Genomic DNA, 21,989 nt, shown 5'->3' with positions numbered 1-21,989 from the left:
TTTTGCGTAATATAAAAGAAAGAATTGATTCTAAAGACGTAAACCAAGAAAAGAGGTCTCCCATGGCGAAAATTGAATTAAAAAAAGTAACGCCGCCTACTAAAGACAACGAAGCAAAAATTTATCATCTGACCGATGAAACAATGGCGTTACGAAAAGAAAAAGTGTTAGCTGCAATGCAAAAAGAGAACATCGACAGCATCATTATATATTGCGATTTAGAACACGGCAGTAATTTTTCTTATTTAACGGGTTTTATGACCCGCTTTGAAGAAAGTCTGCTGGTTTTACATCAAGACGGGACCGCTTTTTTCATCTCCGGAAATGAAAATTTGAAGATGAATCAACACAGCCGCCTACCTGCGACGCTGCTGCATTATCCGCAATTTTCACTGCCCGACCAGCCAATGAACGGTGAAAAATCTTTGACAGCTGTTTTACAAGCAGCAAAAATCTCAAACGAACAGCAAAATATTGGCGTTATCGGTTGGAAAATGTTTACCAGCGCTCAAGAAGACAATCGCAAGCTTTTTGATGTCCCGCATTTTATCCTTGCAGCATTAGAGGCCGCCGCGCCAAAAAGTCAGATTGAAAATCGCAGTGACATCTTTATTCATCCAGCTTATGGCGTGCGTGCAACAAATAACGCCAACGAAATCGCCTATTATGAATTTGGCTCCAGTCTGGCTTCTGACTGCGTATTAAGCGCCCTTGATGCCGTAAACCTCGGCAAAACGGAAATGGAGGTCGCTAGTCACCTCGTGCGCTATGGGCAAACACCAAATGTTATGCCGATTGCAGCTTGTGGCGAGCGCTTTTTGAACGCCTTTATCTCCCCAACTGACAAAAAAATTCAATTAGGAGATAAAATGTCTTTAACGACTGGCTTTAAAGGTGGTTTAGCTAGTCGCAGTGGCTATGTTATTCACACTGCAAAAGAATTACCGAAAGGACAAGAAAATTATTTGTCCAAAGTTGCGCAACCTTACTTTAACGCTGTGACAACGTGGTTAGAGCAAATTGAAATCGGAATGACAGGCGGGCAATTGTATCAAATAATTGAAGATGTCCTGCCCCAAAATACGTATCATTGGCATTTAAATCCTGGTCACTTAACCGCTGATGAAGAGTGGATGTCTTCGCCCGTGAAGGAAAATTCGTCCGTTAAACTCACTTCAGGAATGTTGCTGCAAATTGACATCATTCCTGCGGTCGCAGGCTTTGCTGGCGTCAGCTGCGAAAACGGCGTCGCTTTGTCCGACGCTAACCTCCGCCAAGAGTTAGCCGCAAATTACCCAGCAGTTTGGCAACGCATTAAAACCCGACAAGAATACATTCGCCAAACACTTAATATCACTTTACCTGACCACGTCTTGCCACTATCAAGCGGTGTCGCCTTTTACACTCCCTTCTTCTTAGCAAAAGACTTAGCTTTTGTGAAGGGATAAAGAGGAGGCTACTAATATATTAAAAAAAATAAAGTCGCGCTAAAAACATACATTTTCAGCGCGACTTTTAATTGGATTCAATTATTTCACATCTGCACTATTTATCAGCTGTTAAAAATACCATTTCAGCCAGTCCAGTTTGCGTTAAAAACAGCCTATCAAACACTTTTGTTTCTTCTGGTTCATTATCTCGCCAACCAATAGTATAGTCGTGGGGCAGTAGGCCATATTCAGATTTAAAATTGTCAAATGAATATGTTAACCCTTCTTTAACCATGTCCATATAACTCAAAACTAGCTCACGATCAGAATCTGGAGTCTTAGGATATTCTACCAATGCTTGATATCCTTCAATCAGAATTGCAGTAAACCAATTGAACCCATCATAGTATTTCAAATTATCCTCCTTATCAACAAGGAATGCTTTATGTGTTGCATGTGCACAAGCAATGGCATCTTGCAAATAATTATCATCGTTAGTAATCTCATGAAGCAAGATATCTGCTAATATCATACTGCCTGAATTATAAGCATAGAGGTCTTTATTAATGGCACCAGAATGTTTCTTCGCATCCTCAACGATAGTATGAACACCATTGTAATAGACTTTTGTTACCGGATCTTGCATTCTTTTACAAAATTTGTAAAATTTTTTGGCCCAATTCAAATAGGACTCTTCTCCTGTGATTTGATAAAGTAGACTGTTTACAATGATACAACAAGCATTGGCTGAAAGCCCTCTTTCAAGATCTTGCTCACTACCTTTTGGAGTTAAACCAAGCTCATTCCATACTAGACCGCCTAATTCTTCATCCCAGCCTTTATAAATATAACGAGTGATTCTCTGGGCCTCCAGCAAATATTCTTTTTTTCCAAAAATTTCATACGCAAAGAGATTATTTCTCGCTACCCAAATATTATCATCAAAAAAACAGGTAGCATGACCACCATTATAGTTTTCTCCGCGTTCAGAATGATACTTGATACTATCATCATCATATGGCATTGATCTATAATAGTTCAAACCATCCAATGCACTTTTATACTGCTTTTTTACCTCTAAACCAGATTTGACAGCAAAATATAACATTCCTGTCAATCCAAATTGAGAGAATAAATACGCATAAGGAATATCTTCTGTCTTTGGTGGTGCATATTCTTTATAAATTCCTTTTTCTTCATCGATGGCATAGCTATTAATGATTGCTTCTAAAAATTCTATCCGTTCATTACCATTCATAATATTCCTCCGGCTTTTAAGCTTACTCAAACGTATAGAACTGTAATACGCCTTCGTTCATTGCTTCAAGTTGTTCAAACGAATCTGCAACATCTTTTTTATCACTAATTTCCATCTCGTAGTGGAATTGATAAAAACCACCTAAACTTGCTTTAAAGTTAGTTTCCCAAAAATTATTCATAACCCAAGAATAAACTTCTGCTGTATTGGAAACATCATCACCCATTAGACGAATATTATGTGCATCTAATGTTCCCATTGAAATTAGTGGTGTATCTTGGCAACTCAATAGAATCTGCGATTTATCATTTTCAAAAACTAAACCATTTTGTATTGAATAAAAATCAACACAAGTTCCTGGAAGTTGGTCAATACGAGGTCTAACAATCGATGCACATTTATCAATATACGTAGTTTTACTAATAAAAGGTAATGATAAATAGACATTCTCTGGTTCCCATACACTGTCCTTGTGTAATCGTAAATCGATATCCATTTTAGGAGTTAAGTGATATGTTGTAAGGATTACAGCGCAATCCCCCGTACCTTGAAGATCATATTTTAGTTCAACTCGGGAGTAGAGATCTCCATTTTCTAATATCTTAACATCACATAGTTTACCTACACTACGCTCTGTTCGAAATGCCTTTCGATTTCGCCCCAAGTTCCGTCGAACAAACAGGTAGTCTTCTCCCATTTCTCGTGGTGTCACTTCATATATCGGCGTAAACATACCATATGGTTTATCATTATCACGATATTCAATGTCACGCACTTTATCATAAATAGAGTAAATCCCTGAAGTCTTATTAAAATCAATCTTCAAATAATTATTTTCAATGCCTTCGATACTTGCTGTTCCACCAGTCATAAGTTCTTCTGCTCTTCTCCAAGCAAGATCATCAACACCTTCGATTCCGGTTAATGCTTTTAGACCAGGTGAGTTCAGGCGTTTTTCTTTCTCCTTTAATACAAAAACTTTTTCTTCTTTTTCTTTCATATCTAGCCATATACACATTTCGGGACCACGAGAATAGCGACTAATTTGAAATGGTACAAATTCTCCAGTTTCTTTGTCAACAACATCGAAATTTTCATGACCATAAAAATGTTCAAGGTCAATTGTCAACATCTCTTTAACTGGACGATTATGTGGATTCACCGCTTTAAATTGAAGTTCTTTACGCAATGAGAGTGCAGTTTCGCCCAAATTTTGTTGAACTTTTTCTAGCATAATCGTCGTTGTCTCACTCGCTTTAAGCGCATACAGACGCTTCCATTGATCTAGATTATTCACCTGAGGATGATATGGTTCAGTAATTGACGATGAATATCCCCAGGTATGTTCCCCATAAAACATTAAGTCATGACGAGCAGATTTGAACATTTCATCTGAAATCAATTGACGTTCTGAATCCATCTTTTCCACAATGTTATAGTTTCTAGCAGCTCTACGATATTGAATGATATCTGCCGGTGTAGATCCGATACCATCTGCCCACCAGTCCGTCCAATCACCTTTATACGTCGGAATTTCAATCCGATCTTGTGCTTGTAGTAAGTCAAAAAAGTCATCTAATGTACACATCTCTAACTCAATATCACAATCTAATTGGTTAAATTCTTCAATAAAATCTGGAATCTTAGTTGATGCCGGAGAATTATCCGTCATATTTCCACTCAAACTAATCGGAACAAATGGATACTCATAGCCTTGTTCTTTGATTGTTTCAACATACGTTTTAATTCGTAAAACAGATTTATCAAATTGATTTAAATCCGAGAAGGTTAAACCATCTTGTATGGTATATTCAAATGAGGAAGCCTGAGCAAAACCTAACTCATTTCCTAAATTATAGTGATCTCCATTCCAAACCAAAACTTTCTTTCCTTTTGGAGATTCCCACCAAAAAGGCATTTGCTTTTTCATCATAGGGTGATAACCATGATGTGTATGAATGCAAGACATCAGGTTTGTAATATTTTGTTCCGCTAAGATATCTGCAAATCCCCAACTATATCCATTTATATCTGCAGTTAACGCACTTTTAGCTTCAATACCTAGTAAATCACGTTGCTTTTTACAGTCACTCATAATTTCACGATAGACACCTTCTGGAACAAGTTCTGTCAAGTTAAGGTAACTACCTGATAATCCAATTCTTCCATTTTTAACTGCAGCAATAAAACGAGTTACATCCTTTTGACTTGCTTCTTTTAAGAAACATTCAACTACCCAATAAGTTTCACAATTCCATTTAAAGTCTTCTCGTTCATCAATAATATCTAGCACTTCTTTAATAAAGGCAACGTGATGTGCCTTCATTTTTTCTTGTGTGTCCGTGTACCCTACATCTGTATGAGAAAAGTGTAAAACATAGATTTTAAATTTATTATTTTTTGTACTCATTATATATCCCCTTAATCTGTTAAATTATTCTTTTGATCCTGAAAAAGCTATGCCTCTGATAAAATATTTTTGGGCGCAAATAAATATAATAATTACAGGAATTGTGGCACATACCGCAGCAGCCATCATTGGACCATAGTCAACATTGTTATTTGTTGTGAAGGATTGCAGTCCTTGTGATAAGACTTTAAAGTCACCACTTCGTAAGATGATATTAGGCCACATAAAGGAATTCCAGCCTGCTTGAAAGCAAAAGACTGCTAACGTTGCTAATGCGGGCTTAGCTTGGGGCAAGTAAACATGATAAAAAATCTGTAATTCACTTGCACCATCTAATCGAGCCGCTTCTCCTAATTCATCTGGCATGGAAATAAATGAGGCGCGCATAAACATAATATTAAAAACACTGATTGCAGTAGGTAAAACGACACCTAGTAAATTACCTGAAAAACCACTACCACCTTGACCCATCAAATTATTCCCGCCAGCTAAAGGAAATCGTGCAAGAACTAAAAATTGAGGAATCATTAATACTGCACCTGGAATCATCACGCTAAACAGCAGTAATCTATAAATAAATTTTCTAAATTTAAAATCAATTTTTGCAAAAGCATATCCTGCTAATGAACAAAATATTAAATTTGTTGCAATTATAATTACCGTAATCAGCAACGTATTTTTGGTATACTCCATAAAAGGAATAACATTAAACGCTTTCACAAAATGTTCGAAAGTTGGATTAGTAGTAAACAATTTAAGCCCCGAAGAAAAGATTTCACTGTTGGGACGAATTGCGGTTAAAACCGTCCAGTAAAAAGGTAACGTAAACACAATCCCAAAAAATATTAACATTACCATATTTAGTCCATTTGAAATCTGGGAGTTTCTTTTTCTTTTATTCATGCAATTATTCCCCTTTCACTAAATCAGCGATTCCTTGTTATATTTTCTTTGAATCAATGTGATTGCCATGATAAGAAGGAATAAGATCATTGCTTGCGAACAAGCATAGCCAACCTGTGCTTCTTTGAAGGCGTTTGTGTATATTAGATACAGCGGCACCGTTGTTGAATTTGCTGGTCCCCCAGAAGTTAAAACATAAACTTGGTCGAATACTTGAAAAGCCCCTATTAATGCCATCGTGATTACAAAATAGGTTGTTGGTGCAACCAATGGAAATGTAATAGACACTAATCTACGAATGGGACCTGCTCCATCTAACTCTGCAGATTCGTACACGCTATCCGGAACATTTTGAAGTGCCGATAAATAAATCATAATATTACTAGCCAACGCGGACCAGACACAAATAATTACAATCGAAATCATCGCAGTCTTACTATTATTGAGCCAAGACGATGTTGGGATGTGTAGCAGTCTAAATATTTGATTTAACAAACCTTCAGAAGGGTTCATTAGCCATTTCCAAACCATAGATGATGCAACTGCTGATGTTAAACACGGTAGGTAAAAAAGAATCCTAAAAATTTTAATACCTTTCATTTTGTTGTTGAGTAACACCGCTAACAAAAACGATAAAATCACCACTATTGGAACGAAAAGAGCCACATAAATCCCTACATTCTTTAAAGAATTAAGAAAAATAGGATCTTGAAAAGACCTGATATAATTATCTAACCCAATAAATTTACTCGGTGTAAAGCCGTTATAAGATGTAAAGCTTAAATAAATAGCCATGATGGCAGGAAATAGTAAGAAAATAACAAAACAGATCATGGCTGGTGCGATAAAGCCCCATCCTATCAAATTAGTCTTTCGCTTCACTAGTTCCCCTCTTCTCTATATTTTTTAAGCAGTTCATTGCCTTGTTTATCCATTGCTTGAATCGTTTTTTGTGGGGTCTGTGATCCTTCAAACATTTTTTCGATTTCTGGGATGAAGCAAGTTTGCTCTAAATTAATAAATCCAGGAACATCTGAACGCACTTTACAATTATTTAGTTCAGATAAGACATTTTTCAAGTACGGATCATTTGCAAACTTTTCATCATTTTGAATAGATTTTAATGTTGAAAAACCGCCAATAATATCAGACCAAATTAAACTATTTTTTTCATCATGAAGTGCATACTTTATAAATTTTGTTGCCAATTCTTTATTGGAAGCTTTTTGTGGCACTACTAAACTAAAACTCGTCTGAATGCCCCCTGCTTTGGCACCTTCCGCTTCACCGGCAGGAATTGGTACAAATGTAAAATTCATTTTATCTCCATATTTTTTATATGTTCTTAACATAGAAGTTGGCCAGAACGTCATTGCTTCTTCTCCTGTTAAAAAGCCGTCTGAACCCTTTGAAGCGGAGTAATCAGTGGAATATACTTTGTCATCAAGTAACTTTTTATAAAATTCCAAAGTCTGAAGAGCATTTTCATTCAAATTTAATTTTTTACCATCGGCAGTTAACGCTGAGCCATTATTTGCAACGAGAAATGAATTAAATAACCCTGGTGCATTTTTCATATTTAACCCTGTTTTAACACCTGCTACGTCCATACTTGCAACAGCAGCAGCTTCAAGCTCTTCCCAATTTTTAGGTACTTCCTTAATGCCCGCTTTATTTAAAATATCTAAGTTACAATAAACACCCCAAATATCGATATTAATAGGGATCCCGTAAACCTCTTTATCGTGGGTAAGTTCATCAATCGCTTGATCATTATAATCTGCTAGCGGGACATCAAGTTTTTCCATATACGAATCTAGTGGTTCTAATTGATTCATTTTGGCATAGCGACGTACTTCTGTTCCATCCCACAACATAACGTCTGGCACATCACCTGAGATAGATGATGCTTGAAATGTATTCATCATATCAGCTTGGCTAACGTACTTCACATTCGCATCGTTTTCTTTATTAAACCCGTCAACAATTACTTGAATTTGCTCTTGTGTTTCTCCATCCCAAGGTCCCCAAAATGTTAAATCTTTAGAATTCTCTTCCCCGGTATTGCCGGATGCCTTACCACTACTTCCACACCCAGTCACTAGCAACAAAGTACTTAATCCAATTAGCAGGGTCATAACGATTTTTTTCAAAATACTCACTCCTTATTTTTATTCATATTTCAGATATACTTACTTTTATATTTAACTTATACGCACTTTGAGCAACAAATATTCTTTTAAAAATTAGGCTATACTTCTGAACTATTTATGACCTGTTTTTTGCTTAAGCGCATTAGACCACGAATTGTTGAGTATGAAGTATCTTTAGATACACCAATGTGATCTATCTTTAAATCCCCTACTCCTTTATTGAACCCTTCTTCCATAAATTTGAAACTTTTACTTATTTGTCCTCCAAAAATAACTGCCGAAGGAGAAAAATTCTCTAAAAATGGTCTTAACGCTAAGCCAATATTTTCACCAAACTGGAAAAATATATCAGTAGCATCTTTATTCCCTGTTTCTGCTTTAGAAGCAATTTTCTCAATGTTTACTCGATAACCATACTTTTCAGAAATAATATCTTCCAATCCTCTAGCGGAAATGTAATCATCAATTACACTATTATTAAATCTTTCATTATAAATCATCCCTGATTCTGGAATACCGTATTCATTTTTCACAAATTCTCCTCTATCGATAAATGTTGAGCCGCAACCTGTCCCCAGTGTGAAATATGCACCTTTATAATTCTTAGGTTGGTTACTACAAAATTCCTCATATGCAAAAGCAACTGCATCGTTGTAAAAATGAATTGGAATATCTGAGTCCTTAAATTTCGAATCCTGATTCAATCGTTCTTTTATTTCACTACCAACATTTACTTTATATAGTGAATTGTATTTATTTAGTCCTTGTATTAAACAAATCCCCCTTTCATAATCAAATGGACCAGGAAATGCCATAGTGATTGACGATAAAATATATTCATCAGGGATTTGACTCAATAAATCCTTTATAATTAAGTAAAAATTTTCAATGATTTTATTTTTAGATTCATCTGACTTTGAAGGATAATAACTAATGCCTTCAATTTTTTCGGTTCGTAATTCATCAAAAACCATGCCCTTAATAAAAGTGCCGCCGATGTCCAAACAAATATTTAATTTCTCCGCCACGAGATACATCCCTCCTTAATTGATATGAGCTTTCAGTGTTTTACATTCTTCTTGGTTAGTTGGTGATATGTTATACGCCTTAACACTTGCTGGAACAATAAATGTTTCTCCATAATTAATCGTCATAGGAGAAAATTCAGCAGTAGGGCTCGTTACAATAACCTTTGAACCTGAAACTAAATTAATCATGTTAACTTCGCCATTTGTTTTATGGTGGACAGTATTTGTAAATGTATGCCTAATCGTTGTAATCGGCTCTTTCGGATGCAGCCCTGTTTTTTCTTCGATAATTCCATTTTCTTCACTTAAGATTTCAAAATGGTTCACAAGTTCTGAATAAACTTTTTTTGATGTCATTTTAAAATCAATGACTTTTTTGCCGTGATTCACATGAATTGGCCTTGGTTTCCCATCAAAATCTACACGATCCCAATCCCAAAGCTTAAATGTAAAACGATTGGGTGTTGTACTTATTTCCAAGACTACACAATCTTTACCACTACAGTGAATCGTTCCAGCTGGTATTAAAAAATGATCATGAGGTTTGACTGGAATTTTATTAATATATTTATCAGCATCAAATTCGCCAGTAATTTGACTGCTTTCTAAAGCAGCAATCAATTCTTTTTCGTTTACTCCGTCTTTGAGGCCCAAATATACAAAAGCATTTTCTTTGCAGTCCATAATGTAATAACTTTCATCTTGTGTATATTTCAATCCAAATTTTCTATAGGCATAATCTAACGTGGGATGGACTTGTAGGCTGAGATTTTGACCATCCATAGTATCCAGATAGTCAAATCGAATTGGAAAATCACTGCCAAAACGTCCGAATGTCTTTGGGCCCATTAAAGATTCTGGATAAAAGAGCACAAGATCATTTGCTGGAAATTCCATTTCTGCGTTATCAAATTTTAAAATAATACTATTTTCTTCCGGTACTCCATCAAAGCTCCAAGCAAGATTAGTTTTGTCAGTGTCCACTTCAAACTTATCTTGCATCCATGAACCGCCCCAAACCCCAGGATCAAAATATGGAACTAATCGAAAGGGCTGTTTTGGAATTTCAGCTAAAATCTGTAAATAATCATCTTTTGCTAACATTTGAGGAATATCTATATTATTAAAATCAATAATGAACTTCGAATGAGGAAGTACTTGTTTTTTTAATTCATCCGCAGCAGGCCATTCAAAGTAATACCCTCGTTTAACTTTTTGAAGAAATTCTGAATCTTTATTATTTGCTTGCCAGTTTGACATTCCTTTTCTATAACGTGTTTGAATCTCCCAACGCGAAATATTAGCATAGATTAAGCTACCTTCAGCCAAAATCTGAGATGCCCCAACACCAATTAAAATTACAGGGTGCTCTTTTTCTTGAAGTGTTAATTGGAAATTGGTTACTTTACTTGGAATCGAAAAATCCATAAAAGCGTCATGACAAAATCTTCCGAAAACACGATCCTCTGTTAATGTTTCTTTTAATCGTCCTTCCATTTCATCTGGCGATAAAAAAAATTCACTTGTAGTTTTTATCTCAATTTTTGGATCCATCGCCTTAATCTGCGCTTCTAATTTTGTTGTATCTACACCTGGATAACATTCCAGTCTTACAATTTTAGAATCATCCGCATAGACTTCATTAATAACTTTACTTGCTGTTTTTTCCAATCCAGAAAGAGTCTCTATCTTTCTTTTTATCTCAATCTTTGGTTTTGCATCGTACACCATAAACCACCCTTTGTTTTTTTGTTATAACAATAGTATAATCAATTTGTTAGCGATTTCAATAACGTTTTGTGGCTATAATTGCTTCAAACAGCACAAGTGTTTCTAGTTATTGTATTATGTTTATAACAATGAAAGGTGAGATAATTTATGTATAATGGTTTACCAATTTATTTACAGGTAGCGGATGAATTAAGAAAAAATATTCAAATTGAGAAATGGAAGGAAGGCGAAAAAATTCCTACTGAGATGGAACTATGTGAAATTTACCATACTAGTAGAATAACAATACGCAATGCTATAGAAGAACTTGTGAAGGAGAATTTATTAGTAAAGAGAAGACCCAAAGGAACATATGTAAAATCTTTTACAGAAGAAAAAGCTGACCATTTCACCCATTTTCGTGGATTTACTGAAGAAATGAAAGAAATCGGAATTGATATTACCACACTTCAAGTCAATGTTCTGACTTCCTTTGCAGATAAAAAACTCAGTAAATACTTAGATATCCCTATTGGAGAAAAAATAATTATTTTGAAACGATTAAGAGGGCTTGATAACAAAGGTTTTGCTTATTTTATTACTTATTTCAAATTTGAATCTTTCTTTCCTCTCGATAAAAAGTACTATTACGCTTCTTTTTATGAATTACTTCGTACATTAGATATTCGAGTTACAAATAATGAAGAAATTATCGAAGCTGTTTTGCCTACCAAAGAGGTTGCACATATACTTAAAATTTCACAGAATACGCCTGTTTTAAAAAGAACTAGATTCACTAGTGACCAAAGAAACTTATTCAAAGAGTATACAGAATGTTATTATATCGGGAGTGAATATAAGTACTATCTGAGCTTTAAGTGAATTTAAAAATCTTAATTTATAAACTTCAATATTCTTTATTTCCTACTCCCAAATCATCACTAATAGACTCTGAGATGAAGATACTATAAATAAGAATTTCACCTCAGAATCTATTTCAAAGGATATAAACAATTTTCAAAAAAATAAATTTCACGCATAAAAGAAACGACGCTTTATTTTAATCATTATACTGTTTCCTCATAAATCCCCGCAAAGCGCTTCAAAACTAGCTCAATCGCTCCCTCCCAATAATCCCAATTGTGATCGCCGGGACTTTCTTGGTATTCAAAATTACGCAAAGTTTTTTTTGCTATTTGTAAAAAGCGTTGATTATCGGCGTAAACAAAATCTTCTGTCCCACACATTTGGAAAAAATGCGTCTCGCAAGATTTTTCTACTAGCGCCGGATTTTTTAGTAAAGCAAATAAATCGTTACGGCTATCTGTAAGTAAATCCAAATCACCAAAAATGGCCGCAAGATGCTTTTTACGCTCTGGTTTTTGGCGCCATATATTTACAACGTCTAGTGCACCTGACAAGGAAGCTGCAGCGCAAAATTGTTCGGGATATGTTAGCGCCCATTTAAAAGCACCGTATCCTCCCATGGAAAGCCCAGCGACAAAAGTTTTCTTTTTTTGCGGCATAATTTGAAACCATTGCGCAATTTTTTGTGGTAATTCTTTCGTCAAAAAAGTGAAATAATCGCCTCCTGTAACCATATCCGTATAATAACTTAAACCTACTTGCGGCATCACAATGACAAAAGGGTATGCTTGCGCTTGTCGTATTAAATTTGTACTATCAAGCCACGCATTGCAATCATCTGACCACCCATGGAGCAAATAAAGTATTGGCGCCTCTGCTATCATTACCTCATTATCTGGTAAGTAGACATTGACACTGGTGCTCAAATCTAAAACCTGTGATTTAAAATTCATCCGACAAATTGTCATAAAAAAACTCCTTTGTATGTGAAATGTGAAAATTGATTCTTACTTTATAACACTTCTTTTACACCGTTACTTATAACATTCTGATAGCCTCTAACTTATTGCTTGATAAGAATTCAAATTTACCCACTGCTCTTCAAAGATTTTCACAAGAAAAATCACCTTACACCTTGGCAAAAAGAACTTTTTCTTTCAGTTAAATTAAAAAACTCCAGCCGCAATTTCCAAGTACAATTGAAGTCATACTTGGAAATTGCGGTAACTGGAGTTTTTTTAACTTAGTGAACTACCAGAGACAAAGGTGGTGTAGATAGCTTCGTCTTCGACTTTTTCACCTTGAATCAGGCGAATAATTTTTTCGGCAGCGACCATGCCCCATCGATGTTTAGAATAGGCGATTGTCGCCAATCGTGGTGTTAAAAATGAACTAATTTCAATATTATCAAAGCCGACAATCCGAATATCTTGTCCAATTTTTTCTGGCCGATCTGCGAAAAATTTGTAAATCCCAACGGCCATTTCATCGTTGAAGGAAAAAATATCAATTGGTGTTTCACTTTGTTTTTGATCGAGCCTCTCCGCGATTTTCTCAGCGGCGGCGTAGCCAGAAGGTTCTGTGAAATTTCCTTCAATTATTTCATAACTAATATTGAAACGCGTTAATTCTTTCGTGCTGGCTAACAAGCGTTGTTCATTATCATAACCCATTGAACCGGTTACCAGATAAACATGTTTCGTCTGTGCCGCAACTAATCGCTCAATCGCTAAGGTTGCACCACCTTTGTTATCTAATAAAACGCGGGAAATATTGTCGTTGGCAATCTCACGATCCAATACCACCATTTGATGACCACGATTTGCGAGCATTTCAATTTCTTTGGTTTGGAAAGTCCAATCCAAGATAATCGCCCCATCCACCATTCGTTCTGGAATAAATAAGTGTGATTTTTGCCCACTGCAAACAATCATTTCATAATCGTAAGCCGCTAGTCCCCGTTTGATCCCGTCTAATAATTCACCATAAAAGCTACCAGCATAATCGGCTAGGTAGACACCGATAATGTTTGTTTGTTGTCTTTTTAAAGTGCGGGCGGCCATGTTGGGGACATAGTTCAGCTCATTGGCGATTGCCATGATCTTCTGGCGGGTTTGTTCTGTTACTTTGGTGCTGCCGTTTAAAGCATATGAAACTGTTGAAATCGATACCCCTGCGGCTTTTGCTATATCTTTAATACCAACCATGTGCCTTACGCTCCTATTTCATTTTAATGTATTCATTTTTTTGAAAAAAATGAGTCTTATTTTCTCTTCGTATATCATTTCACATCAGCGAAAATCGCTGTGAGAAACTGACATCCTATTTCATTTTAATGTATTCATTTTTTAAAAAATGAGTTCTATTTTCTCTTCGTATATCATTTCACATCAGCGAAAATCGCTGTGAGAAACTGACATCCTATTTCATTTTAATGTATTCATTTTTTTGAAAAAAATGAGTCCTATTTTCTCTTCGTATATCATTTCACATCAGCAAAAATCGCTGTGAGAAACTGACATCCTATTTCATTTTAATGTATTCATTTTTTTGAAAAAAATGAGTTCTATTTTCTCTTCGTATATCATTTCACATCAGCGAAAACCGCTGTGAGAAACTGACATCCTATTTCATTTTAATGTATTCATTTTTTTGAAAAAAATGAGTCTTATTTTCTCTTCGTATATCATTTCACATCAGCGAAAACCGCTGTGAGAAACTGACATCCTATTTCATTTTAAGCAGATCTATTCTTTTCTAAAAAACAAGTCCAAACATGCGTCACGTTTAGCCTTAAAAACTGCTTTTTCTAAAACTCGCAGAAAGAATTCAATTGTCGTTTCACAATTGAATTTCTTTCTGCTACGTTTTTTCAAATACTTATACCTTCAAGGCTAGCAATAAACAGCAATTTGATTGCCGTCTTTCAAATATTCTTTGAAGTCTTTTTTGTCTATGACAAAGCCACCGGTACGATATGGGTTCGCTTCTATTTTTGTTTCCACCACTTTACCATTGATTACGACTTTGCGCTTTTTATCTGCTGCAGTATAAAAAGTGATCGCTACTGGTGCATCAGCTAGAGCATAATTTACTTTAAGTCCGTCAAGTTCTGCCGGTAAAACGGGATCTAAGACGATTGTTTTACTGTCTTCTCTTAGGCCTAAAACATTCGTTAACAGTTGATTTAAGTAAATTCCCGGGCCGCTAGAATAAATCCGCCAGCCGCCTTTGACGTCAACGCTTCCATCTCTTAGTTTACCAAAGTTTTCCTGTGCTTCATATCTTGTTTTGAAATCGCCATCAGAACTACTGAAATACACATTGGCTTGGCGTAATTTAGCATTTTTTACCCGCTCTTTTAAATTAATTGGGTTAATGGTTTGTAATGCCCGCCAAGTTTCCTCTGTTTTGCCTAATTTTGCCATTGCCTCGGTAAAACGAATGTGGGCGTGAACGTATTGCAAACCAATTTCCCGCCCAAAGTTAGCGGCTTGTTCGGCCCGTTTAAAGTTAGTGCTCACACCGCCGGCATAATGAGCAGGACGATTCATCAAGCGTACGCCATCTGGAAATTGCAAGTTTTCTTTGATCACAGCCAAATGAGCTTGTGCTTGTTTAGGTGTTAGTAATTCTGCAATCATACTGCGAGTCATTGGCAATAGACGGTATTGAATTCCGGTCTTTTTGTCAGTTGGATGAATCATTAATTCAGGCGTGCCATCTTCTTCCATATAAACAAAGCCAGGAATAACATCGGTGCCTAAAATATATTTTGTAAAGTCTGTTTTAATACCAGCTACAAGTTTTTCTAAATGTTGGCTGTAGGCGGCATCTTCTGTCGCTAAAACGTGACTTAACTTATTCATAACTTGGTATGTTAAAGCGACAGTCCAACTAGAGGCCATATGTTTTTTCAAACGGCTGTCATAAGGTTGCAAAGTATCGTCCCAATCGCCATCGCCATAGCAAGATAAATACGTTCCCGCTAAGAAATTATCTTCGATATATTGAACTTCTTTTTTCAAGTGGTCAAATAACGTGTAGCTTTCAGCCGTTTTATGGAAATCACTGCGTTTTGTATAAGGCAATTTTTCTTGCAAAATACTGTAATCCGCTGTTTTAGCTAAATAATCTGCAATAATTTTCATTGGCCAAACGATTACATCCCCATGGCTTTCATCAGCTTTTTGCGTTTCATAACGATCAAACATGAACCATTGCGGCCAGTTGCCGTCATCGTCAAACTGGTTGGCATACACCTTTTTAATAATATCTTTTACAACTTCTGGTCGGTTAATTGCAAAGAAAAATTCAGTTGGACCTTGGGAAACATCCCGCGTCCCCCAGGCAGCCCCGCCATATTGTTCTAAACCATGTGGGGATAAGTAGTGAACGAGCATATTGTGAACATACCAGCGGCTCAAATAATTCATACTGCTAACGTCTGCCGTTTCATGCTCCAATTTGAAATTGTGTAATAAGCTGTCAACAAAAGCTACATAGGCTGCATCTTCTGCAATCAAATCCGTTTTAGTTTCAACAAAATCTGCCCCTGTTAATGTGCCTTGGATAATACTTTCAAAACCTGAAACATCTTCTAAAACTACAACTTGCAAGTCAGAAGATTCTACTCCAAAGAGACTTTCATCTGTCACGCTAAATGCTGTATCCATGGTCATATAATAGATCAAATCAGGGTATTCACTGTTTACAGGTGAGCTTGCTGCCGGTTTAATCGTCATTTGATTGCCCGTTTGTGTCATTTGATACGTTGGTGTTTCTTGTGCCCCCATCAAAAGATGACTCGTTAAAGCAAAGGTATAATTTTTGCCAATGGCACTGTGGCAATTCAGACGAATTTCGCGGCCATTTGCAATCGTATAGGTCGTAATTGTCAGTAAATCATCGTCTAATTGGTAATACCAAGTTGCCGAATTTAAGCCCATTTCAAAAGCAGAAGGCATGGTTAGAACACGCCAGTTCTCGCCTTCTTTTACATACAGGCGTTGGCCAGAATGTTTTAAAACATTTAAGCTGTTACGGCTGTTACTCATTAATTTATTCATGGAAGTGTTGCCTAAAACCACTTGGGAGTTGAAAATTCCGTACATATAAGCTGTCGTTGCTAGAAGCGGTTTATCGACAGTTAAGTCCGTCCCACTTAGTAAAATGTGGCCGGTTGCCCGTTCCATCTGTTCTTCTTTTTCTTGTAAAACCACGTGATGATAATTTGGTGTAAAGAAAGACAATACGCTGCCATCAACTACTTCGACTTGGTTTTTTTCTGGGAATAAGGCATCAATTTCAGCGGCAGTTAATTTTTTCCCCGTTAAAGGCGCACCGATTTTTTTCTGACGCGTGTTTCCTTGTTCATTTTGTAAAACTACTGGTTTCTGGTAGGCTGCAGCAACTTGCTCTTTGGTAAAAAGAGCTTCTGTTATTTCTTTAGGATGATTATTTTTAAAGCCGCCGTAAAAAACTACTTCTGCTTCACCTTGTAAAGTCATTTTTTCAGATTGTAATACGGGATAAGCAAACTCGTATTGATAAACTTCATTTTCAAATTGATCAATCGCTAAAGCTTGCGGTGTCGCTGTAGTTTTATAGTTTGTTCCAAAGAATTGATAGCCATCGGTTAAAAAGCCGCGGTTTTTCGTTAAGCTACCATGTTCCACTACTGGAAATTCTCCACCTTGTGGTTGGTTTTGACGTGAAGTGATAATATAGCCGTTTTCTTGCTGTGTTACTTTGTGGTCAACATATTGGGACATGTATGCTTCGTTTGATTGCACAGCACCTTTGGCGGCGTTGCCTAAATCCTGCCCAAAGATGACATCCACAACTTGTCCTTCACCTTTTAACGTGATCGTCCAAAACCAGATATTTTTTTTACTTAAGGTAAAGTCCACTTGGTACCTAATTTCTTCAACGCTACCTTGCCACGTTACGCCATTTTCATTTTGTGAAAAAGTACTGTTAGTATTTGAACCAATTAAAGGTATCGCTGTGATTTTTTCATCAAAAATACGTAAATAAATTTGATTGACGCTACCATCTAAGGCGTTACCATCTAATTGATTAATCATAATTTCATTGCTGCACAACTCGTATAAATCCCCTGTGGGTAAAAATGCCGCTTGGACATCTCCGGCGTTCAAAATGATTTGCTTCATTGTTTTGGCTCCCTACTTCACTAAATTAAATGTTACCGCAGTTAAATCACGGCTGTTTGGTCCCACCATTGCCAAAAAGGCACCTGCATCACTAATCGTTCTTTGATCTTGATGGACATAGCGCAACATCTCTTCTGTAATGGCAAAAGAAACTTTGCGGCTTTCTTTACCGGCTAAAACAACTTGCTGGAAGGCCTTTAATTCTTTTATCGGACGTACAACTTGTCCCACTAAATCTTGAATGTACAACTGCACTGTTTCTTTGCCTGTTTGTTCACTTTCATTTGTGATTGTCACTGTGAGCAGAATTTGGTTTTCTGGCGTTAATTCTGTCTGGTCAATCACGACGTCTTGATAAGAAAATTGGCTATAACTTAAGCCAAAGCCAAAAGGATATTTCGCATAATTGGAGACATCCAAATATTTTGAAACATATTTTTCATTCGGTGCACTCTCATAAGGGCGGCCCGTGCTATCACAATTGTAAAAAATCGGTACTTGGCCAACGCTTTCAGGAAATGACATGGACAAGCGCGCCGTTGGATTAAAGGCCCCCCATAAAATATCGGCTAAGGCATTTCCAGCTTCTGTACCTGCAAACCATGCTTCCACAATGGCTTTGGCTTCATCGATGCCATTTAAATCCAAAGGACGACCATTGTATAAGGTCACAATAATATTGGGATTGACTGCTTTAACAGCTTCAAACAAGGCAATTTGCGCTTTTGGCAAAGTAATATCGCTACGACTTGCCGCTTCGCCGCTCATCCATTCTGCTTCGCCTAAAGCCAACACAACTTTATCGGCTTTTTGCGCCAATGAAACGGCTTCTGCCACAGCTTTTTGACTTGGGGTAAAGTAATCAAACTCTTCTTTGCCGACTAATAAATGTGAGCTATACGCTTGCGCCCCTTCTAAAAGTGAAACGGCTTCTTCCATTTTTCCTTGCCAAGACCATGCCCCTAAAACATCGCGACTGGCTGCCGCAGGTCCAATAATTGCGACGGTTTCTTCTGAATTTAAAGGTAAAATATCTGCTTCGTTTTTTAATAAGACGATTGATTTTTGCGCAATTTCACGGGCTGCTTGGCGATGCTCTGGTGATAAAATCACCTTTTCATCTTCAACACTGGCACCACGATAGGGATTTTCAAATAATCCCAAATCGTTTTTCAATTCTAAAATACGTAAAACGGCTTCATCTAATAACGCCTCATCTACACTGCCTTCTTCAATTAATTCTGCTAAATAATGGGTATAACAGGTTGTCATCATTTCAATATCGACACCCGCTTCAATGGCTAATTGCGCCGCTTGTTTCTCATCAGCGGCAACCCCATGAGGAATCAATTCTTTTACTGCGCCCCAATCTGAAATCACGACGCCGTCAAAATCGTATTCTTGACGTAAAACATCCCGGAATAACCACTTGTTCCCCGTGGCAGGAATGCCGTCAACGGTATTAAAGGAGGTCATAACTAATTTAGCACCGGCATCTAAGGCAGCTTTATACCCTGGTAAATAACTTTCCCGCAACTGTCTTTCTGACATATTGACAGTATTGTAATCCCGACCAGCTAAAGCTGCCCCATAAGCTGCAAAGTGTTTTACACAAGCGGCAACGCGCGTGAAGTCATTTTTTAAGTCATCCCCTTGATAACCTTTAACAAAGCTTTCAGCAAAGCGGGCATTTAAATATGGATCTTCTCCTGTAGATTCCATCACCCGGCCCCAACGTGGATCTCTTACCAAATCGACCATTGGTGAAAAGGTAACGTGTAAGCCAGAAACTGCTGCTTCTTTGGCAGAAATTTGCGCCATTTCTTCTGCGGCTGCTAGATCCCAACTGCTGCCAAGAGCCAATGGAATCGGAAAAATTGTGCGAAAGCCATGAATAATATCGGCCATTAATAGTGTAGGAATACCCAAGCGATTTTTTTCCATATACTCTTTTTGAATTCGCTTGGCTTCACTGGCTCCGGCTAAACCTAAAATAGTACCGGCATTTTGAATATTTTCATCTTTTAAGCCCATTTCTGTCATGGGACCAGTTTTTTCTTCTGCGGCCTGTGAATAAAAATCGGCAGCCAATTGTAAAAGCTGATCGACTTTTTCAGCCAATGTCATTTCTTGTACCAATGCAGTTAATTTTGCCTGTTCCATTGCTGCATCCTCCTTTAGCTGGTGCGTTTTTTTTATTTATTTCCTGAAACGTTATAGCCTTCCAAGATATATTTTTGTAAGAACATGAAGATGATTAAAATTGGCACGACCATAAAGGTTGAACCTGCCATCTGTAGGGAGTAATTATTCGCATATTGTCCTTTTAACAACTGCAAGCCAACAGATAAGGTGTAATATTTTTCGTCGTTTGCCATAATCAACGGCCATAAGAATGAATTCCAACCACCGATAAATGTCGCAATCCCTTGTACGGCCAACACCGGTTTGGAAATAGGCAAAACGATGCGGGTGAAGATATACCATTCACTTGCGCCATCCAAGCGAGCAGCTTCTAAAAGTTCATTGGAAATAGCGGAAGCAAATTGGCGGAATAAAAAGATCCCATATGCCCCCACTAAGCCGGGCAAAATAATCCCTGCCATAGTATTGGTTAATTTTAAAGAGTTCATAATCAAGTAAACAGGAATCATCGTTACCTGACCGGGAATCATCATTGTTGCTAAGACCAAGTAAAACAAAGGTTCACGGCCTTTAAAGTTGTATTTGGCAAAGCCAAAACCTGCCATAGCGTTAAAGAACATGCCTAAAAAGGAGAAGGCGACAACGATCAACGTATTTTTCAAATACACGATAAAATTGAAGGCACCGAATAACTCTTTGAAGTTATCCATAGAAAAATGTTCCGGTAAAATTTTCGGAGGAAATTGCATAATCTCCGCATCTGTTTTAAAAGAAGAAAGGATCATCCATACAAAAGGAATCATCCAAATAATCGCACCAATGGCTAAGGCAATCCCGATTGCAATTTTGGCACGACGGTTACTTTGCATTTCTTTTGTCATCTTTGATTACCTCACTTATAATTGATTTTCTGCATTTTTGCGTTGCATTCTAAATTGTAGCAATGTCACGATAATGATAGCAGCAAATAAAATGAACGATCCCGCTGCAGCATAGCCAAATTTACTTAATTGGAAACCATTGCGGTAGATAAACAACGCAACAGAAGTCGTAGAATCTAGCGGTCCACCATTAGTTAAAACAAATGGTTCTTCGAAGAATTGCAACCAGCCGATTAAAGTTGTGACGGTAACAAAGAACGTTGAAAAGCGTAAAGACGGAATGGTAATATACCAAGTTTGCTGCCGTTTTGAAGCACCATCTAGTGAAGCGGCTTCATATAATTCTTTTGGAATACCTTGAATGGCAGCCAAGAAAATCAACATATTGGCCCCGACTGCGCGCCATACCCCTAAAATAATTAAGGAAATTTTTGCCATGACCGGATTGGTTAACCATGGCACCGCATCGATGTGTAAAAGTGACAACAAATAATTTAAAAAGCCGAAACTTGGATTATATAAATAGGCAAAAACTACTGCCACGGCAACCACGTTTGTAATCGCCGGTGTGTAAAAAATCATTCGAAAAGCAGAAAAAATTCGATTTTTACCAAAATTAATCATTAACGCCAAACCCATTGATAAGGCAATAACAACCGGCACCCCAAATACCACATAAAAGAGCGTATTTTTAATACTCTTTAGAAAAACAGGGTCCAAAACAATATCTTGATAGTTTTTAAACGCAACAAATTTAATTTGTGACCAGTCGGCGAGCCCAACAAGACTCATATCAGTAAAACTAATAAAAAATGCAACAAAGATAGGAATAATTGAAAATAGCAAAAGTAAAATCAAGGCTGGAGCAATGAAAAGATATGGTGCTTTGGTGGTTTTGGCTTTTCGCAATGGAAGCGCCCCCTTCAAAATAATTTCGTGAATTGTAGGAATTGACAAAAGCAAGGAGTGGTTAAAAGTCCAAACAGGACTTTTGGACCACTCCTAAAAAATTTGTGGTGACGATTTAA

General features: G+C 37.0%; 15 protein-coding genes. 2 read left to right on the top strand and 13 right to left on the bottom strand.

Going from position 1 to position 21,989, the window contains the following annotated elements; translation table 11 throughout:
- Positions 1–62 precede the first annotated feature (62 nt).
- Positions 63–1,448 (top strand): M24 family metallopeptidase, encoded by a 1,386-nt coding sequence (locus AC6R0T_RS00380; protein WP_303753707.1) that lies wholly within the window; start codon positions 63–65, stop codon positions 1,446–1,448.
- A 97-nt stretch (positions 1,449–1,545) separates the two neighbouring features.
- Here AC6R0T_RS00380 and AC6R0T_RS00375 read toward each other — a convergent pair whose 3' ends face one another.
- The 7 genes from AC6R0T_RS00375 to AC6R0T_RS00345 form a co-directional block, all read right to left on the bottom strand.
- Positions 1,546–2,688: a glycoside hydrolase family 76 protein gene (locus AC6R0T_RS00375; protein WP_303753706.1), complete on the bottom strand. Its 1,143-nt coding sequence runs from the start codon at positions 2,686–2,688 to the stop codon at positions 1,546–1,548.
- A 22-nt stretch (positions 2,689–2,710) separates the two neighbouring features.
- Positions 2,711–5,098, bottom strand: a complete 2,388-nt coding sequence (locus tag AC6R0T_RS00370) for a glycoside hydrolase family 38 N-terminal domain-containing protein (RefSeq protein ID WP_303753705.1) — start codon at positions 5,096–5,098, stop codon at positions 2,711–2,713.
- A gap of 24 nt (positions 5,099–5,122) precedes the next feature.
- Complete coding sequence (locus tag AC6R0T_RS00365) at positions 5,123–6,001, bottom strand: carbohydrate ABC transporter permease (protein WP_303753704.1); 879 nt, start codon at positions 5,999–6,001, stop codon at positions 5,123–5,125.
- Positions 6,002–6,019: 18 nt separating this feature from the next.
- On the bottom strand, positions 6,020–6,883 hold the full coding sequence (locus AC6R0T_RS00360) for a carbohydrate ABC transporter permease (RefSeq protein WP_303753703.1): 864 nt from the start codon (positions 6,881–6,883) through the stop codon (positions 6,020–6,022).
- On the bottom strand, positions 6,883–8,154 hold the full coding sequence (locus AC6R0T_RS00355; RefSeq protein WP_303753702.1) for an extracellular solute-binding protein: 1,272 nt from the start codon (positions 8,152–8,154) through the stop codon (positions 6,883–6,885). The genes AC6R0T_RS00360 and AC6R0T_RS00355 overlap by 1 nt, the downstream gene beginning before the upstream one ends.
- Positions 8,155–8,252: 98 nt before the next feature.
- Complete coding sequence (locus AC6R0T_RS00350) at positions 8,253–9,182, bottom strand: ROK family protein (RefSeq protein WP_303753701.1); 930 nt, start codon at positions 9,180–9,182, stop codon at positions 8,253–8,255.
- Between the two features lie 15 nt (positions 9,183–9,197).
- Entirely contained in the window at positions 9,198–10,910 is a 1,713-nt protein-coding gene (locus tag AC6R0T_RS00345) for a class I mannose-6-phosphate isomerase (protein ID WP_303753700.1), read from the bottom strand.
- Positions 10,911–11,060: 150 nt separating this feature from the next.
- Between AC6R0T_RS00345 and AC6R0T_RS00340 the strand changes: the two genes are divergently transcribed.
- Entirely contained in the window at positions 11,061–11,774 is a 714-nt protein-coding gene (locus tag AC6R0T_RS00340) for a GntR family transcriptional regulator (protein WP_303753699.1), read from the top strand.
- A gap of 185 nt (positions 11,775–11,959) precedes the next feature.
- Here the strand turns inward: AC6R0T_RS00340 and AC6R0T_RS00335 are convergent, their stop codons facing one another.
- The 6 genes from AC6R0T_RS00335 to AC6R0T_RS00310 form a co-directional block, all read right to left on the bottom strand.
- Positions 11,960–12,727 (bottom strand): alpha/beta hydrolase, encoded by a 768-nt coding sequence (locus AC6R0T_RS00335; protein WP_303753698.1) that lies wholly within the window; start codon positions 12,725–12,727, stop codon positions 11,960–11,962.
- A 270-nt stretch (positions 12,728–12,997) separates the two neighbouring features.
- Positions 12,998–13,966, bottom strand: coding sequence for a LacI family DNA-binding transcriptional regulator (locus AC6R0T_RS00330; protein WP_206902987.1), 969 nt, complete (start codon positions 13,964–13,966; stop codon positions 12,998–13,000).
- 687 nt (positions 13,967–14,653) lie between these two features.
- Positions 14,654–17,935: a GH36-type glycosyl hydrolase domain-containing protein gene (locus AC6R0T_RS00325; protein ID WP_303753697.1), complete on the bottom strand. Its 3,282-nt coding sequence runs from the start codon at positions 17,933–17,935 to the stop codon at positions 14,654–14,656.
- Positions 17,936–17,947: 12 nt separating this feature from the next.
- Positions 17,948–20,098, bottom strand: a complete 2,151-nt coding sequence (gene bglX, locus AC6R0T_RS00320) for a beta-glucosidase BglX (RefSeq protein WP_303753696.1) — start codon at positions 20,096–20,098, stop codon at positions 17,948–17,950.
- 32 nt (positions 20,099–20,130) lie between these two features.
- On the bottom strand, positions 20,131–20,961 hold the full coding sequence (locus AC6R0T_RS00315) for a carbohydrate ABC transporter permease (RefSeq protein ID WP_173101934.1): 831 nt from the start codon (positions 20,959–20,961) through the stop codon (positions 20,131–20,133).
- A 15-nt stretch (positions 20,962–20,976) separates the two neighbouring features.
- Positions 20,977–21,870 (bottom strand): carbohydrate ABC transporter permease, encoded by an 894-nt coding sequence (locus AC6R0T_RS00310; RefSeq protein ID WP_206902984.1) that lies wholly within the window; start codon positions 21,868–21,870, stop codon positions 20,977–20,979.
- Positions 21,871–21,989 lie beyond the last annotated feature (119 nt).

Source organism: Enterococcus sp. S86.2, from assembly GCF_059834485.2.
This window is presented reverse-complemented; position numbering and strand designations above follow the sequence as displayed.